General features: G+C 72.0%; 14 protein-coding genes, 1 pseudogene and 1 riboswitch. Of the genes and pseudogenes, 9 read left to right on the forward strand and 6 right to left on the reverse strand.

The window, feature by feature from the left end; translation table 11 throughout:
• Positions 1-30 precede the first annotated feature (30 nt).
• Both ACIP94_RS35055 and ACIP94_RS35060 read left to right on the forward strand, forming a co-directional pair.
• The gene (locus ACIP94_RS35055) at positions 31-861 is read left to right on the forward strand and encodes a CAP domain-containing protein (RefSeq protein ID WP_402435020.1); all 831 of its coding nucleotides are present in this window, start codon (positions 31-33) and stop codon (positions 859-861) included.
• 145 nt (positions 862-1006) lie between these two features.
• Entirely contained in the window at positions 1007-1819 is an 813-nt protein-coding gene (locus ACIP94_RS35060) for a GntR family transcriptional regulator (RefSeq protein WP_402435023.1), read from the forward strand.
• A gap of 11 nt (positions 1820-1830) precedes the next feature.
• Here ACIP94_RS35060 and ACIP94_RS35065 read toward each other — a convergent pair whose 3' ends face one another.
• The 3 genes from ACIP94_RS35065 to ACIP94_RS35075 form a co-directional block, all read right to left on the reverse strand.
• Entirely contained in the window at positions 1831-3468 is a 1638-nt protein-coding gene (locus tag ACIP94_RS35065) for a TauD/TfdA family dioxygenase (RefSeq protein ID WP_402435026.1), read from the reverse strand.
• Between the two features lie 250 nt (positions 3469-3718).
• Positions 3719-4552, reverse strand: a complete 834-nt coding sequence (locus tag ACIP94_RS35070; protein WP_402435029.1) for a cytochrome c oxidase assembly protein — start codon at positions 4550-4552, stop codon at positions 3719-3721.
• On the reverse strand, positions 4552-5115 hold the full coding sequence (locus tag ACIP94_RS35075) for a DUF2243 domain-containing protein (protein ID WP_402435032.1): 564 nt from the start codon (positions 5113-5115) through the stop codon (positions 4552-4554). Before ACIP94_RS35075 ends, ACIP94_RS35070 begins: the two co-directional genes overlap by 1 nt.
• A gap of 716 nt (positions 5116-5831) precedes the next feature.
• Between ACIP94_RS35075 and ACIP94_RS35080 the strand changes: the two genes are divergently transcribed.
• Positions 5832-7073 carry a MalY/PatB family protein gene (locus tag ACIP94_RS35080; RefSeq protein ID WP_402435035.1) on the forward strand — a complete coding sequence of 414 codons (1242 nt, stop codon included), beginning with the start codon at positions 5832-5834 and terminating at the stop codon, positions 7071-7073.
• A 24-nt stretch (positions 7074-7097) separates the two neighbouring features.
• On the opposite strand, the gene ACIP94_RS35085 is transcribed toward ACIP94_RS35080, so the two are convergent.
• Positions 7098-7241, reverse strand: a complete 144-nt coding sequence (locus tag ACIP94_RS35085) for a hypothetical protein (RefSeq protein WP_402435038.1) — start codon at positions 7239-7241, stop codon at positions 7098-7100.
• Positions 7242-7684: 443 nt separating this feature from the next.
• Here ACIP94_RS35085 and ACIP94_RS35090 point away from each other — a divergent pair.
• The 4 genes and pseudogenes from ACIP94_RS35090 to ACIP94_RS35105 all read left to right on the forward strand — a co-directional run bounded on the left by ACIP94_RS35090 (position 7685) and on the right by ACIP94_RS35105 (position 11344).
• Positions 7685-8496 (forward strand): annotated as a pseudogene (locus tag ACIP94_RS35090) (SDR family NAD(P)-dependent oxidoreductase).
• Between the two features lie 213 nt (positions 8497-8709).
• Positions 8710-9981, forward strand: a complete 1272-nt coding sequence (locus tag ACIP94_RS35095; protein ID WP_402435042.1) for a GNAT family N-acetyltransferase — start codon at positions 8710-8712, stop codon at positions 9979-9981.
• Between the two features lie 7 nt (positions 9982-9988).
• Positions 9989-10058: riboswitch (guanidine-III (ykkC-III) riboswitch) on the forward strand.
• Positions 10059-10070: 12 nt separating this feature from the next.
• Complete coding sequence (locus ACIP94_RS35100) at positions 10071-10949, forward strand: MBL fold metallo-hydrolase (RefSeq protein ID WP_402435045.1); 879 nt, start codon at positions 10071-10073, stop codon at positions 10947-10949.
• Between the two features lie 188 nt (positions 10950-11137).
• Complete coding sequence (locus ACIP94_RS35105; protein WP_402435048.1) at positions 11138-11344, forward strand: hypothetical protein; 207 nt, start codon at positions 11138-11140, stop codon at positions 11342-11344.
• A 90-nt stretch (positions 11345-11434) separates the two neighbouring features.
• On the opposite strand, the gene ACIP94_RS35110 is transcribed toward ACIP94_RS35105, so the two are convergent.
• Positions 11435-12898, reverse strand: a complete 1464-nt coding sequence (locus ACIP94_RS35110; protein WP_402435051.1) for an MFS transporter — start codon at positions 12896-12898, stop codon at positions 11435-11437.
• A gap of 147 nt (positions 12899-13045) precedes the next feature.
• Positions 13046-13744 carry an SDR family oxidoreductase gene (locus tag ACIP94_RS35115; RefSeq protein WP_402435054.1) on the reverse strand — a complete coding sequence of 233 codons (699 nt, stop codon included), beginning with the start codon at positions 13742-13744 and terminating at the stop codon, positions 13046-13048.
• Between the two features lie 111 nt (positions 13745-13855).
• Here ACIP94_RS35115 and ACIP94_RS35120 point away from each other — a divergent pair, with 111 nt between their 5' ends.
• Both ACIP94_RS35120 and ACIP94_RS35125 read left to right on the forward strand, forming a co-directional pair.
• Positions 13856-14347: a winged helix-turn-helix transcriptional regulator gene (locus ACIP94_RS35120; protein ID WP_402435057.1), complete on the forward strand. Its 492-nt coding sequence runs from the start codon at positions 13856-13858 to the stop codon at positions 14345-14347.
• 40 nt (positions 14348-14387) lie between these two features.
• On the forward strand, positions 14388-14903 hold the full coding sequence (locus ACIP94_RS35125; protein WP_402435060.1) for a heme-binding protein: 516 nt from the start codon (positions 14388-14390) through the stop codon (positions 14901-14903).
• Positions 14904-15129 lie beyond the last annotated feature (226 nt).

Below are 15129 nucleotides of genomic sequence, written 5' to 3' on the forward strand. Positions count from 1 at the left end.
GCAGTTCAGGAGCGGATCTTGAGGTCACGCATGGGAAAGCATCGCAAGGACAGCCGCTACCGGCGAATAATCATGGCGGTCGTCGCCGTGGGAGCCGTGGGCGCGCCGACCGTCGCGCTGGCATGCGTCGACTGGCCGGGCGGCGGAGGAAAGCTGCACCACAGCGACGCGAAGGCCACGACCTCGGCCTCATGGGAACGCCCGGATCCGCCGCACCTCCCCTATGGCGAAGCGGACAGCGTGCCCATCGCGACGCCGTCGCAGACGCGAACCGCCGTTACGCGCGCCCCGAAGAACACCCGCCCGAAGCCCAAGGCCACTGCGCGTCCCCGCGTTCTGAAGACCGCGGCCCCCAAGCCCACGGCGACCGGGTCCCCGAGCGTCCCGGAGGCGAGCGCGACCCCCACCCCCGCGAGCACTCCACGCCCCACCGCCACGGCGTCCGCGGCCCCCGCCCCGGCGTCCGCGGCCCCCGCCCCCGCGTCCGGGGCCACCGCCCGCGTCGTCGAACTCGTCAACGCCGAGCGCGCCAAGGTCGGTTGCTCGCCCCTGACCCTGAACGCGACCCTCGCCAAGGTCGCGCAGGCCCACAGCGATGACATGGCGGCCCACCGGAACATGTCGCACACCGGTTCCGACGGCTCCTCCCCTGGCGACCGGATCACCCGCGCCGGCTACACCTGGAGTACCTACGGCGAGAACGTCGCCTACGGTTACACCACTCCCGATCAGGTCATGGCGGGCTGGATGTCCAGCCCCGGCCACAAGGCCAACATTCTCGACTGCTCGTTCAAGGAGATCGGCGTCGGTCTCGCACAGCCCGGCAGCTACTGGACCCAGGACTTCGGCACCGCCCGGTAGACGTGCCGCTTCGCCCAGCGGAGGCGGGAACCGTCCACGCCGGACGAGGCACGGCGGGAGCGTGACCGCGCGTCGGCTGCGGCCCAGGCCCGGTCCTCCCCGGCGGGTAGGGTCTGGTGCAGGCCGGGCCCCGGCCTGCACGACCATGAGCGGCTCGGGAGACACGGTGCGGCAGGAGCAGGGCGGCCCGGACAGCGAACTGCGGTACCGGAGGGTCGCTGCCGAACTCCGTGAGGCGATCATCGCGGGCGAGTACGCCACCGGCGCGAAGCTGCCGCCCGAAGGGACGCTGGCCGAGCGCTACGGCGTCTCCCGGGGCACCATCCGGCACGCGCTGGCCGTGCTGCGTTCGGACGGTCTGGTCACCTCCCGGCGCGGCACCCGGCGCACGGTGCTCGGCGGCCCCCGGGCGCAGAGCTTCTCGGAGCTGCTGAGCTTCACCAACTGGGCCCGCTCCATCGGCGAGACGCCGGGCGGCCGGGTGGACCGTGTGACGCGCCGGCCGGCCGAGCCCTTCGAGGCCGGGCAGCTGGGCCTGGAGGCGGGGGCGGAGGTGTACCTGGTGCTACGGCTGCGGACCCTGTCCGGGAAGCCGGTCATGGTCGAACGGTCCCTCTACCCGGCCCGGGTGGGCGCGCTGGTGGCCGGGCTGCCACCGGATGTCGTCTCTCACACCGAGGCCCTTGTCACCCACGGCGTGCTCCTCACCGACGCCGACCACACCATCGACCTCGCATGGGCCGACGCCGATGACGCCCGGCTGCTGGACTGCCCGCCCGGGCAGGTCCTGCTGCGCGAGCGGCGCCGCACCACGGATCCGGAGGGGGTGCCGGTGGAGTGGTCCGAGGACCGCTACCTGCCCGGCACCATCGCCTTCACCGTGCACAACTCGGTGGCCGCCTCCACCCTGGGCCGCCGCCACCGGCCCGGTACGGCAACCCCCGGTGCCCAGGTCTGAAACCTGGAGCCTCAGCCGCGCAGCAGCGCGGTCAGCAGCGGGAGGAAGTGCTCGAACGGCGGTGTGACGGCGTCCGGGTCCTTCGCCTCGTCGTCCCAGCGACGAACGGCGACGGCGTCGGCGGCACCCGCCAGCGCGGCGAACTCGGCCGCCTGCGCCGTGGTCATCACGCCGCCCTGGACCTCCAGCGTGTACTTCGACGCCTCGGACAGCCGGTCGTAGTAGTCCGGCTCCACCGCGCACAGATAGCGCTTGGCGGCCACGTGCAGCCGCACCGGCTCGGTGACCTCGGGGCCGAACCAGCGGCCCAGCGCGTCGGCACCCGAGTGGCTGTGCCGGTTGTCGTTGCCGGCCATCAGGTCCCGGCCGGTGACGACATCGTCCTCGACATGCCCGACGTCGTGCAGCAGCGCGGCGGCCACCAGGTGCGGCGGGGCGCCGGCAGCCTCAGCCCTCGCCCCGGCCTGCAGCATGTGCTGGGCCATGGTGACGGGCTCGCCCAGGTACTCGGCCGACCCGGCCCCGGCGAACAGCTCGGCCAGCGGCTCCAGGGTGTCCGTGCGGCGCAGCACGGCCAGGGTGCTCGCGAGCCCGTCCAGGTCGGCGTAGCAGCCTTGCAGGTGACGCGCGCCGTCCTGGGCGAACGCCGTGCGGGCGTGCAGCAGCCGGGTGTTGTCGAACACCAGACAGTCGCCCGGCACCAGGCGCAGGTCCAGACGCAGCTCCGGGCGGAGCAGCAGCTCCGCGAAGGTGCGGTAGGCCGCGTAGAACGACTCCACTGCGCCGGCGGGCAGGCGCAGGGTGCCGATCGAACGGTTGTTGAAGCGCACCTCGCGTACGCGGCCCAGCGGGTCGGTGTCGATCAGCGGACGGTCGGCGCGCAGCTCGGTGCCCGCGTCACGGAAGACGAACGGCACGGGTGTACGGGTGAGGACCTCGAATGCCTCCGGATCCTCACGCCGCAGCAGCGCGGCTGCGGCGAAGCCGTCGACAAGGCCGGAGTCGCCGCCGTCCGCGTCGTTCACCAGGCAGTGCAGCAGTTGCAGGGTCGGAACCGGGTCCCGGTACGGGTTGTCCGTGTGCGGCGCGATGGCGGCCGGGGTGAAGGCGAGGTTGTTCGGGTCGGGCTCGACCCGCACGTCGAAGAGCTGGCCGTAGTTGGTCTGGCGGACATAGCCGAAGGTCTCCGCCACGGCGAGCACCTGCCCCTCTCGCTCCGGCACCCCGCGCAGCACCATGAAACCCAGGCGCAGCACGGACTCCAGCATCCGCGCCCGCAGGGCCGGCTCGGCCAGGTACTCCTGCCAGCCCGCTGCGGGCAGCCGGCCGGCCAGATCGCGGGCCGTCCACGGTTCCTTGCCGGCTTCGGTGCGCCGGTCCCGGTGCCTCTCTCCCCCGGGCCGGTTGGCCTCCAGCCAGGCCTGCGGGTACGTCGAGCGATGTCCGTCGGGGGCCCAGACCACCTCGACGGCCGGCTCTCCGGCGCCGTCCGCGGCGGCCACCGCACCGACCCGCAGCGCGGCGGGCAGGTCGCCGATCTGGAACAGCTTCTGGCCGGAGCGCGGATCGCGGCACGTGGCGCACGGGCAGTTGTCGCGGAGCCACATGACCGGCAGGTCACCGATCGGGAAGGTGGGCTGGGTGGACACGTTCACTCCTCGAGGCAAAGTTGTATAGCCAACTTCTCCGACCGTCACAGTCGGACACGTCCGGGGAGTGACCCGAAGGTGGCGGCGAGGCGAATCCCGCCCCTCGTGGGCGGGATCTCGGCCTACGGCTTCGACGTTCATGTCGCGGCGGGCGCGACGCTCGGACGTGGCACAGCCATGGGGGCACCGCGGTAGTGCCCGGCGTCGTGCCGGACGGTGAGGCCCCGGACATCGGCGGGCCCGGTGAGCGTTACGTCCGCGCGGGGCGGTAGGAGGGGTACTCCTTCGCGGCCGGATGGGAGCGGCGCTCGGGGCGCCAGGTGGTCACGAGGGCAGCGGCAAGCAGCAGTTCGGCGATGTCACCGCCGTAGTACATGATCTCGGCACCGCCCTGGACTTCGGGAATGGGGGCGTGGACGTCCACCCGGATGCCGCCGTACATCAGTTGCGAGATGACGGCGTGCAGTGCGATGGCGCAGCCCAGGTACACCAGCCGGGTGCGGACGCCGGGGCGGGCGGGGCCGGGGTCGGGGCCGGCGATGACGTAGGCGAACAGGCAGCCCGACATCAGGAAGTGGGCGTGCAGCAGCCAGTGCCCGGCCGGATGGACCATGGCGAAGTCGTAGAGCGGGGTGAAGTAGAGGACCGCGAGGCTGCCGGTGGACAGCAGCAGGGCGACAGCCGGATGGGCCGGCCACCGGACAGGCCGGCTGTGCACCACCGCGGCGACCAGGCGGGCGCGAGGTGCCGTCAGTGTCCGCAGGAGGAGGGTGACGGGGGCGCCGAGCACGAGGGCGAGCGGGGCGTACATGCCGATGAGCAGGTGCTGGACCATATGGCCGCGGAAGTCGGTGTGGGCGAGGGGTGCGATCGGCGGCAGGAGGGCCGCGGCCAGCAGCGCCAGGCCGGTGGTGAAACCGGCCGTGCGCCAGGGGCTCCAGCCCCGCCCCGGGTTGCGGAGCCGGGCCAGGCGGGCGAGGCGAAGATAGGCGCCGGCGCACACCACCAGGGCAAGGGCGGGCAGCAGTGTCTCCGGCAGGCCGCTTCCGGCACCGTGGTGCAGGGGATGGGTGTCGTGGTCCATCACACGCCGGGTCCCGCCGGTCGGGCGGTGGGAGCGTCGGGGTCGAACGGCTGTCCACCGCGCTGCAGAAGCCAGCCACCCGCGAGCAGCAGCGCGCCCAGGACGAGGAAGCCGATGTCCCACCAGACCTGATACGGCCCGCCGTGGACATGGTGGATGCCGAGGATGTGGTGGTCCAGAACGCCTTCGACGAGGTTGAAGAGGCCCCAGCCCACGAGAATCCACCCCCACAGCACCCGGGACCTCCACATCCGGCGACGGTTGTGGGTGACCCTGGAGTACAGGGTGGCGAGGCCGGTGAGGACGGCGATCCAGCACACGATGTGGAAGATGCCGTCCCACAGGGTGTTCATCTCCAGGCCCGAGACCGTGTGGGGGTTGTAGTACTGGACGCCGATGCGGTCGTGGTTGGTGCTGGTGAGCATGTGGTGCCACTGGAGTAGCTGGTGCAGCAGGATGCCGTCGAGGAACCCGCCCAGCCCCACTCCCAGCACGATGCCCGGAAGCTGAAGACCGACCGGCGCCAGAGCCGTCCGGGCCTCGCTCGCGGTGGTGGCTGCCATCACCCTGTCTCCGTCCCGTCCGTAGGGGTCTGCCGACGCTCCCCTGTTGTCCTTTCCCGGCCGAACGGCCGTGGTGCCCCCCGCGCAACCGGTTCCTCCGCACGGCCTACGCGCAGTCGAAGACCGCTCCGGCCCGCTCGGCGGCCCCGGCACGGCCTACGGCTTTCGGACTCCGTCGGCACGCACAGACACGCGAGGCCGGCGGCGGTCAGATGGGCGAGCGCGCCGATGGCCATACCGGTGCGCTGCCCGGCCCCGTAGCCGGCGTACGTGGCGAGCAGGCTTCCCCCGAGTGCCACGCCGGTGGCGCTGCCGATCCGGCGGGTGGTGTTGAACACGGCGGAGGCGCCCCCGGCGTACGCCGGTGACACGGCGCCCACCACGGTGGCGGTCGAGCCGGCGAGGGCGCCGCCGCGGCGACCGAGGCGGCCGGCCCCACCCCGGCGAGGCCGGCGGGATCGGACCAGCCACGCCGTCCGGCCTCGCTGAGCGCGGCGGTCAGCAGGCCCACGGCCACCACCACCGCGCACTGCGCCGGCCAGTCCGGAGCCCGGGCGGCCTCGCGGGGCGAGGGCACCGTCGCGGCCTCTGCCAAAGGGATCCGGTGCGGCACGGGCGCCGGCACGCAGAGGAGCAGTCGGCGGGCAGCGGGGCCACTATGAGAGTGCCCACGAACTCACGAGCACGCTTCTACACGGCCACGGGAGCGCAGACCAATGGATCGCAAGGAGAGGGCGGGGTGCGACGACTCGAAGGGCGGGCGCGCGAATCCCCTCAGGCAGCTGTCTCTTGAGCAGCTGCGGCAGCGCACGAGCATGAAGTGGCGCGTATACCCCAAAGAGGTGCTCCCGCTGTGGGTCGCGGAGATGGATGTGCCTCTCGCACCTCCCATCGTGAAAGCGCTGCACTCGACGGTCGACCTCGGCGACACCGGCTACCCGTACGGGAGCGCCTACGCCGAGGCACTCGCGGAGTTCGCCCGCGCGCGATGGGGCTGGGAAGACCTGCGCATCGCACACACGGCCCTCGTGCCCGACGTCATGATGGGCATCGTCGAAGTGCTCCGGTTGACAACCGACCCCGGTGACGCCGTCGTCGTGTGCTCACCGGTGTACCCGCCCTTCTACGCATTCATCGCCCACGCCGCCAGGGAAGTCATCGAGGCACGGCTTGGACAGGACCTGCGCATCGACCTCGGGGTCCTGGAAGACGCGTTCGTACGAGCCCGAAGCCACGGCCGCCGCGCGGCGTTCCTGCTGAGCAACCCCCACAACCCGACAGGTGTCGTCCACACCCGCGACGAGCTGCAAGCCATCGCGGAGCTGGCCCGGAGGCACGGCGTACGGGTGGTGTCCGACGAGATCCACGCCCCTTTGGTGTTGCCCGGGGCCACCTTCACTCCCTTCCTCTGCGTTCCGGGCTCCGAGAACGGCTTCGCACTGACCTCGGCGTCCAAGGCGTGGAACCTCGCCGGTCTCAAGGCCGCCCTGGCGATCGCCGGGAGCGAGGCCGCCGACGACCTTCGTCGCATGCCGGAAGAAGTCAGCCACGGGCCCAGCCATGTCGGGGTCATCGCCCACACCGCGGCGTTTCGCGACGGAGGCACCTGGCTCGACGAACTGCTGCTCGGGCTTGACGCCAACCGGTGCCTGCTGGGGCGACTCATCGACGAACATCTGCCCGGCGTCCGCTACCGCCCCCCGCAGGGCACCTACCTGGCCTGGCTGGACTGCACAGGTCTGGGGTTGCACAGCGAGCGGCGTTCCGATGAGCCGGGGGTGGTGAGTGACATGGCCGGGCCCGCGAGGATGTTCCTGGACAAGGCCGCAGTGGCCCTCAGCTCCGGGCATGTCTTCGGTTCCGGTGGGGCGGGGTGCGTGCGGCTCAACTTCGCGACGTCACCGGACATTCTGCGCCAGGCGCTGACCAGAATGGGCCGCGCGCTGCGCGCGCTGTGACCAGCGCCGTGGACGCGGAACTGGTCAGGCCGCCTTGGCCAGTTCGTCGGCCGGGCGGTCGAGTACCAGCGGCGCATCGGGCAATGGCAGGTGGACGACGGCGAGTTCGGCGCCCTCGGCAGCGAACGCCGCCGCGTCCGCGGCGGTCCGGGCGGGGTCACCGGTCAAGCGCGCCTGGGCGGAGAGCCGGGATCTCCGCCGGATCGCGTCCGACGCTGCGGACCAGTGTCCCTCTCGGGGGTGCCCGGCCTCGGCTGAGCCGCGCCCGATGGCGTGGCTCGCCGTCAAGGTGCCGTATGCGTACGTCAGAGCCGTGTCAGGGTAGGGCGTTTCCGCTTGCCGGGGCCGTGCGACACGGCTTCCATGGACCTCGTGAACAGCGCCTGGCTTCTCTTCGACCGACCGCCGAGTCCCACTCGGCCGTCGCGTCGTGCGCCGCGCTGACCGGAAGCGGCCGCGTCCCGAAGACGCCCGCGTCCCTTCGACGCCGCTCTCCGTGAACCCGAGGGGTGCCTTGACCGGCTCCGGCGCCCCTCGTTCCTCCTTTCTCACCGCACGCCCGCCGCCCCTTTCCGGGCCGTGCAGGCGTGCCCGCGACTCCGGATGGGATCATGCCCGACTCCCCCCTTTCCTCCCGCACCGTCCTCGTCACCGGCGCCACCTCAGGCATCGGCCACGAGACCGCCCGGCAGCTCGCCGAGCGCGGCGCCACCGTGCTGGTGCACGGCCGTACCTCCGAGGAGGCGCAGGCGGCGGCAGACCGCCTGGTCGCCGGGCAGGTGTCCCGGCGGACCAACTGCGTTCGTACGGTGCGGACTTCGCCCACCTCGACGAGGTGGAGACGCTGGCCCACACGATCGTCTCCGCCCACCCGCACCTCGACGTCCTCGTCAACAACGCGGGCATGGCCGCGCCCGAGCGGCACACGGTCACCGCCGACGGCAACGAGATCGCCTTCCAGGTCAACTTCCTCGCCCACTACCTGCTGACCTGCCTGCTGGAGCCGGCGCTGACCTCCGAGCCGGGCGGCCGCGTCGTCAACGTCTCGTCCTCCCTGCACCGCGCGGCCTCCATCCAGTGGGCCGACCCCAACCGCGCCCGCCGCTACTCCCGTATCGCGGCCTACGCGCAGTCGCAGCTCGCCCTCACGGTCTTCGCGGCCGACCCGCGGGTCACCGCCGTGTCCGTCCACCCGGGCGTCTGCGACACCGCCCTGCTGCCGCTCTACGCGCACGAGGGCGTCTCCGCCGCCGAGGGCGCCACGCACGTGGTCCGGCTGTGCGATCCGGCCGTCGAGATCGTCAACGGCGCCTACTACGACCGTGACGAGCGGGTCGAACCGGCCCCGGCCGCGACCGAGGACCGCACGGTCAAGCGCCTGAACAAGCTGGCGAGTCTCCTGGTCGGCCGAAGCGCCGCCTGAAGCTCCCTTCGAACAGCAGGAGTTGTCCGTGTCCAAGCGCGCACGCAAGAAGAAGACCCGCCGCAGGAAGAAGGCCAACGGCGGCCACAAGCCCGGCCAGAGCTGACCGAACGTGGCGGCGCACGCCGTCCACGTCAGGGCGGGCGACGGGGGACAGCGATGTCCCGGTCGCCCGCCCGATCCGTATACCCTCCCCACCCTCACGAGGCATTGATGATCGAGATCTCGCCACCGGACCGCCGCGTGCTCGCGCACTGGTTCTCCACCGTCTCGCCCGGCCCCGCCGCGATCGCCGCACATGTGCTGGCCACAGGGATCGGCCGCTGGTGGGGCGACCGACGCATCCAGCCGAGCACGGTCGCCGTCTCCTGCGCCGGCCACGTCGTGTTGCGCGGCAGTCCGGAGGAACTCACTCCCAATCTCCTCGCCCCACTGGCCGGCAACCGTGTCGAAGCTCCGGCACGGTTTCTGCCCGCCCTCGGGGCCGCCTTCGACCGGCTCACCCCCTGGGAGCGCATGATCGGGACGCTCCAGACCACGCCTCAGCCCGCCACTGTTCCGCACGCGGTGACCGTGCGGCACCTGAAACCGGCGGACGCCGAGGCCGTGCACGGCCTCGGCCCGGACGCGTCCTGGCTCTCGGCAAGCTGGGGCGGGCCGCGCGGCCTCGCCGCCTCCGGCCACGCCTGGGCAGCGGTGGGCCGCATCGGTCGCATCCTGGCGGTGGCCTGCACCTACTTCCGCGGCAGTCGCCACGAGGACGTGGCCGTCCACACCGTCCCCGACCGCAGACGCCATCACCTCGCACTGGCCTGCGTCACCTCCCTGTGCGGGGACATCACGGCCCGGGGCCACATCCCCAGCTGGAACTGCTCGCTCCACAACCGCGCCAGCCGCCTCCTGGCCTGGAACGCCGGTTTCCGTCTGGTTCGCGAGTACGTCCACTACGCGGCGGGGAGCCCCGTGTCACGGGCTCGGCTCAGCGCTAGCGACCACTCCCCGGAAGAAGCGACCTCGGCAACGAGTACGCTGGCCGCGGCGACGCCTACGGCCCCTCCGGACGGCACCCACACCGACCGCAGGCTCACACAGCCGTCCCCGCATCCGGACGCGAGCAGCCTCGAGGTTGGCATCAACCGCGGGGGTGCGCGCCCTGCTCCGGGTCACCCTGTCGGCCGCGATATGCGCGGTGCTGCTGCCGCATCGAGTGCATGCGGGCCCGGACTGGCGTGCGGTACGCACCTTGGCGTAGGCGCATCGTCCACACGGGCGCTCTGGCAGCCGTCCTTCAGCACTACGGCGTCTCCGCCCACCTGCTCCTGCGGGACATCCACGGCAACCGCCTGGAACTCGACCCCCGCGCCCTCGCGGCCAACCCCTTGCCCTGGCACGAGTTCCGCGCCGGCCTCGCCCGCCCGCCGGTCGCCGGTCGCCGCCCGCCGGTCGCCGGTCGCTGCCATGATCAGCCGGCCTGCGTCGTGGTAGCTTCCCGGCGGCGGCTCGTATCAGTGCCTGCCCCGGACGAGATGTGCGCCGTACCCGGCCTGCCAAGACGACGCACCGAAGGAGTCGTCATGGATGCGGGCATGTCGTGGGTCGATTTCACCGGTGGGGTGCCCGAGCCGCGTGCGCTCGACGTCCGATGGATCCATGGTTCGCCGTCGGCCAAGCACAACTCGGACCCGGACATCCAGGTCCACGGCTACGACGAGCACACGTTCATCCTTCGGCAGAACATGGCGGTCGACTATGAAGCGCCGTTTCTGTTCGTGCTGTTCGGAAACGCTCAGGCGGTGTTGATCGACACCGGTGCCACCGCCTCCGAGGAGTTCCTTCCCCTGCGCCGGACCGTCGACGAACTCGTCTCGGAGTGGCTCTCCCGGCACCCCCGGGACGAGTACGGCCTGCTGGTCCTGCACACCCACCCGCACGGCGACCATGTCGCGGGCGACGCGCAGTTCGTCGACCGTCCCGCCACCACGGTGGTGGGTGCGGAACGGTGCGCCGCCTGGGAGTACTTCGGGTTCGCCGAGGACCCCGACGCCGTGGCGCGGATCGACCTGGGCGGCCGGGTGCTGGAGTGTCTGGCCACCCCGGGTCATCACGAAGCGGCGGTGACCTTCTACGACCCGTGGACCGGGTTTCTGCTCACAGGTGACACGGTCTACCCCGGCAGGCTCTACATCCAGGACTGGGCCGCCTTCACCCGGACCATCGACCGCCTGATCGAGTTCTCCGACCGCCGGCCGGTCACCCACGTGCTCGGCTGCCATATCGAGATGACCCGCCGGCCGGGCGTGGACTACCCGATCCGCACCATCTACCAGCCCGACGAGCCCGCGCTGGAGATGACCACAGGCCATCTGCGGGAGATCCGCGCGGCGCTCGCGGAGATCGGTGACCGGCCCGCTCGACGCGCCTATCCCGACTTCATCCTGTGCCCGGGAACCTGATCCGCGGCCGTGCCGGGCACCAGGTGAGGTTCATGCGTCCGCGCGGAGTTCACTGAGCCGCTCCCCCGCACCGGCCGACAGACCGAGCAGGCCTTCGATCTCGGCCGCGTCGGGCAACGGGCCCTGATCCCCCGTCACTCGGAGGGCGCCGACGGCCATGACGTCTCCGAGCCGCGGCGGTCGCGGCCATGGTGCGTGTCTCGCTCCTCGACGCCGAGAGCGGTCAGCGGGTCCTCCCGACGCTCTACAGCGACAACTGTCTGTGTCTGCTGCCCGGCGAGAGCAGGGATCTGACACTGTCGTGGCCTGCCGGTGGGCTTTCGCCGGGGCGCGCGGAGGTGCGGGTAGAGGGCCACAACCTGCCCGTGGGCTCGGTACGCGCGGCTGCGTCCTGACATTCGCCGCGCGCGTCGCAAGGGGATGGGCTCCTGCCGCCTCGGCGGCCAGGAGCCCATCGAGAAGGACCCCCTGACTGATCCGCGCTGTCAGTTCGTCGCGGCGGTGGTGTGGTGGGGGCGGTTGTGCACCAGGAAGACCGCGGCGAGGGCCGCGCACAGGAACACCCCGGCGATGACGGCCATGCCGGCGTGCACTCCGGCGGTGAAGGCATCGGCCACGGCGGCGGTCACGTTCGGCGGAGCCGCTCCGCCGCCGGAGCCGGTGGAGACGGCGTGCTCGACGGCGGGCCAGGCGGCGCGCGGGACGTGGTGGGCGCCGAGCCGGTCGGGCAGTCGCGATGCCAGCCGGTTGGCGAGCAGGGCGCCGAGCAGGGACGAGCCCATGACGGACCCGACCTGGCGGAAGGCGTTGACGGCTCCGGATGCCATGCCGGCGCGTTCGTGGGAGACGCTCACCAGCGCCGCGGCGGTACTCGGCGCGGCCACCATTCCGCTCGCGGCGCCGAAGAGCGCGTACAGCCACCACACCCGTGTGTAGGGGGTGTGCGGGTCCATGGTGGTCAGTTCGGCGTCGGCGGCCGCCCCGAGGAGGAAGCCCAGGGTCAGGGGCAGCTTGAAGCCGGTACGGCGGATGACGCGTCCTGTCCCGTACGCCACGATGACGTAGACGCCGAAGAAGGCCAGCAGGCGCCATCCCACATCCAGCGCGGAAAGCTGCTGGACGCGTTCGTAGAAGAGCACCGACAGGATGGCGACGCCGGTGAAGCCGAACAGCGAGACGGCCGCGACGAACATGACCGCGCTGAACGACGCCGAGCGGAACAGGCTCAGGTCGAGCAGCGGCGCGGCGCTGGCCCGCTCGACGAGAACGAAGCCGGTCAGGGCCGCGAAGGCGACGACCCAGGCGGTGAGGATGCGCGCGCTGGCGTATCCGTCGTGCCCGCCTTCGATGAGGGCATAGACGAGGGCGGCGATGCCGAGGACGGCCAGAAGCTGGCCGGGGATGTCGAGCCTGCCGCCGGGGCTTCGTGATTCGGCGACGAACGCGCCGACCGCCATGGTGACGACGGCGAGGACGGCGGTCGACAGGAAGACGGTGTTCCAGCGGAAGTGGTCCAGCAGTACACCCGCGATGATCGGGCCGACGGCGAGTCCTATGCCGGATGAGGCCGCCCACGCGGTGACGACTTCGGTACGCCGGTGGGGGTCGGCGAAGGCGGCACCCAGGAGGGCGAGACTGTTGGGCAGGATGAGGGCGCCGCCGAGGCCGGAGACGAGCTGCCCGGCGATCACGCCGCTCGTCGAGTCGGCGGCATAGACGGTGATCGACCCGAGGATCAGGACCATGGCGCCGGTGAGGAAGGCCCGTCTGCGGCCATAGAGGTTGCCGATGGTGCCCGCGGACATCACGAGGCTCGCCACGAGCAGGGCGTACGCGGAGGGGATCCAGACCAGCCCGGTCGGCGAGACATGCAGGTCGTCCTGGATGGCCGAGAGCGCCGACACCGACGCGGTGATCAGCAGGAAGGTCGTCATGGCGCCGAGGCACATCGCGATGAGCGTGACGGCCGGGGCGAGCCGGGAGGATGGGCGCGATGAGAGCAGGTCTTTGGTGCGTCCACCGGCGTCGCGCCCGGACGGGCCCGGGCGCGACGGTGTGGCGGAGGGAGGAGGAGTGGTGGGCACGCTCTCCCCGTCTCAGCCGAGCTGCGGATAGAGGGCGGCGACGCCGCCGGGGAATCCCGCCTGGACCTTGCGGCTGACGTCGTCGACGACGATCTCGTACGCGTCGGCGGCGATGCCGTCCACGGCCGCGCGGGCGACGTCCGCGGGGTCGCTCTTGGGCGTCCTGACATGGCGGGCCATGTCGGTGTCCATGTAGCCGACGTGGAGCCCGGCGACCCTGATGCCCTTCGGGGCAAGTTCCTGGCGCACAGCGTTGGTCATGCTCCACTCCGCGGACTTGGCGGCGGCGTAGGGACCGACGGTGGGGTAGCTGATCCACGACAGGGCGGACAGGATGTTGAGGATCGACCCGCCGCCCCGGGCCTCGATCAGCGGGGCGAATTCCCTGATCACGCGCAGGGTGCCCAGGTAGTGGGTCTCCATCTCCAGGCGGATGTCGTCCCAGCTGCCCGTCAGCAGATCCGCTCCTGTCGAGGTTCCGGCGTTGTTGATCAGCAGGTTGACGTCACGGGCCTCCTCGGCCGCGGCGGCGACGGAGGCGGGGTCGGTGATGTCCAGGCGGATCGCCTTCACTCCGGGCAGGTCGATGCTCTCCGGCTGCCGGGCCGCGGCGTACACGGTGGCGCCGCGCGCGGCCAGCTCCTGGGCAAGCACCCTGCCGAGGCCTCGGTTGGCTCCGGTGACCAGGGCGGTAGCTGCGCTGATGTCCATGATTCCTCCTTCGGGGAAGGGGGCCCCTCGAGGCTGACTAATCCTTATGAAAGTCAGCTCGGACGCTACACGTCTGGCTACGCATGAAGCAAGTCAGGCTAGGGTTGAGGCATGACTGATCTGCTGACGGAACGCGACGCCTGGTCCATGACCAACTGCTCCATCGCCCGCGCCCTCGAGATCGTCGGCACCAAATCGGCGCTGCTGATCATGCGTGAGGCGTTCTTCGGAACCCGTCGCTTCGATGACTTCGCCAAGCGCGTGGGCATCGGCGAGCCAGCCGCCGCCGCACGCCTGAAGGAACTGACCGCCGCCGGGCTACTGGAACGCGTGCCCTACCAGGAGCCCGGCCAGCGAACCCGGTACGCCTATCAACTGACGGCGAAGGGCCGCGATTTCCTGCCCGTGCTCATGGCGCTGCGCCAGTGGGGCGACACGTGGGCCTCGGGTGAACAGGGTCCGCCGGTGGTCGTACGCCACAAGGAGTGCGACGCCCCGGTACACGCGGTGCTCCAGTGCGACAACGGCCACGACGTCACGTACGGGGACACGGTCATCGACCGCGGCCCCGGCCTCATCCGAACGACCCCGGACAGCGCCTGAACCCGGCGGCGACGACAGACGACCGACACGAGCGGGCGGCATGAGCGGGCGCGCCGCCACGACCGGGCATGGCCGGTCACGGCCCCGGCGGCCGGCCGACCGCCGGGGCCACCCCTCGTGTCGCTGTCGCCCGGGGCCGAGCGCGCGCCGGGACGAGGGCCGCGCGGCGAAAAGGGCCTCGATCCGAATCGCCGCCGCCCGCACCGCCGCCGAGGCCGCCGGAGTCGCCGTCAGCATCACCGTCCTCGACGCCGGCGGCCACCTCCTCGCCTTCCGCCGCGACGACCAGGCCGTGCTGATCTCCGGGGAGACCAGCACCCGCAAGGCCTATACCGCCCTCCAGCTCAACGCTGCCACTGCCGACCTCGTGGACGCCGTCAAGCCAGACGGTCCCTTCCACACCCTGCCCACCGCCCTGGACCGGCCGCTGCTCTTCATCGCCGGCGGGCTCCCCGTCCACCGCGGCGGCCGGCTCATCGGCGCCATCGGTGTCGGCGGCGGTGCCCCGGAGCAGGACCACGCCTACGCCACGTCGGCCGTGGAGTCGCTCGTCTGACAGGCGGCCTCACCGCACGCATCGACCGGTAGCAGCAACCGGGCGGCGCTCGGCGCACCGGCTGACCGCGGTGGCGTGCGGCTGCGGTGATGGGCAAACACGGCGGCGGGGGGGGGGGGGGGGGCGGCCCCCCCCCCCCCCCCCCCCCCCCGGGGGGGGGGGGGGGGGGGGGGGGGGGGGGGGGGGGGCCCAAAAAAAAACACCGCCCCCCACACCCCCCACACCA

This window comes from Streptomyces sp. NPDC093261 (assembly GCF_044753645.1).
Classification (GTDB): domain Bacteria; phylum Actinomycetota; class Actinomycetes; order Streptomycetales; family Streptomycetaceae; genus Streptomyces.

Excerpts from the sequence above, each read along its gene's own strand:
- ACIP94_RS35055 (WP_402435020.1), top strand. The coding sequence starts at position 31 with ATGGGAAAGCATCGCAAGGACAGCCGCTACCGGCGAATAATCATGGCG.
- ACIP94_RS35060 (WP_402435023.1), top strand. The coding sequence starts at position 1,007 with ATGAGCGGCTCGGGAGACACGGTGCGGCAGGAGCAGGGCGGCCCGGAC.
- ACIP94_RS35070 (WP_402435029.1), bottom strand. The coding sequence starts at position 4,552 with ATGGACCACGACACCCATCCCCTGCACCACGGTGCCGGAAGCGGCCTG.
- ACIP94_RS35075 (WP_402435032.1), bottom strand. The coding sequence starts at position 5,115 with ATGGCAGCCACCACCGCGAGCGAGGCCCGGACGGCTCTGGCGCCGGTC.
- ACIP94_RS35080 (WP_402435035.1), top strand. The coding sequence starts at position 5,832 with ATGGATCGCAAGGAGAGGGCGGGGTGCGACGACTCGAAGGGCGGGCGC.
- ACIP94_RS35095 (WP_402435042.1), top strand. The coding sequence starts at position 8,710 with ATGATCGAGATCTCGCCACCGGACCGCCGCGTGCTCGCGCACTGGTTC.
- ACIP94_RS35100 (WP_402435045.1), top strand. The coding sequence starts at position 10,071 with ATGGATGCGGGCATGTCGTGGGTCGATTTCACCGGTGGGGTGCCCGAG.
- ACIP94_RS35105 (WP_402435048.1), top strand. The coding sequence starts at position 11,138 with ATGGTGCGTGTCTCGCTCCTCGACGCCGAGAGCGGTCAGCGGGTCCTC.
- ACIP94_RS35110 (WP_402435051.1), bottom strand. The coding sequence starts at position 12,898 with ATGTGCCTCGGCGCCATGACGACCTTCCTGCTGATCACCGCGTCGGTG.
- ACIP94_RS35115 (WP_402435054.1), bottom strand. The coding sequence starts at position 13,744 with ATGGACATCAGCGCAGCTACCGCCCTGGTCACCGGAGCCAACCGAGGC.
- ACIP94_RS35120 (WP_402435057.1), top strand. The coding sequence starts at position 13,856 with ATGACTGATCTGCTGACGGAACGCGACGCCTGGTCCATGACCAACTGC.
- ACIP94_RS35125 (WP_402435060.1), top strand. The coding sequence starts at position 14,388 with ATGAGCGGGCGCGCCGCCACGACCGGGCATGGCCGGTCACGGCCCCGG.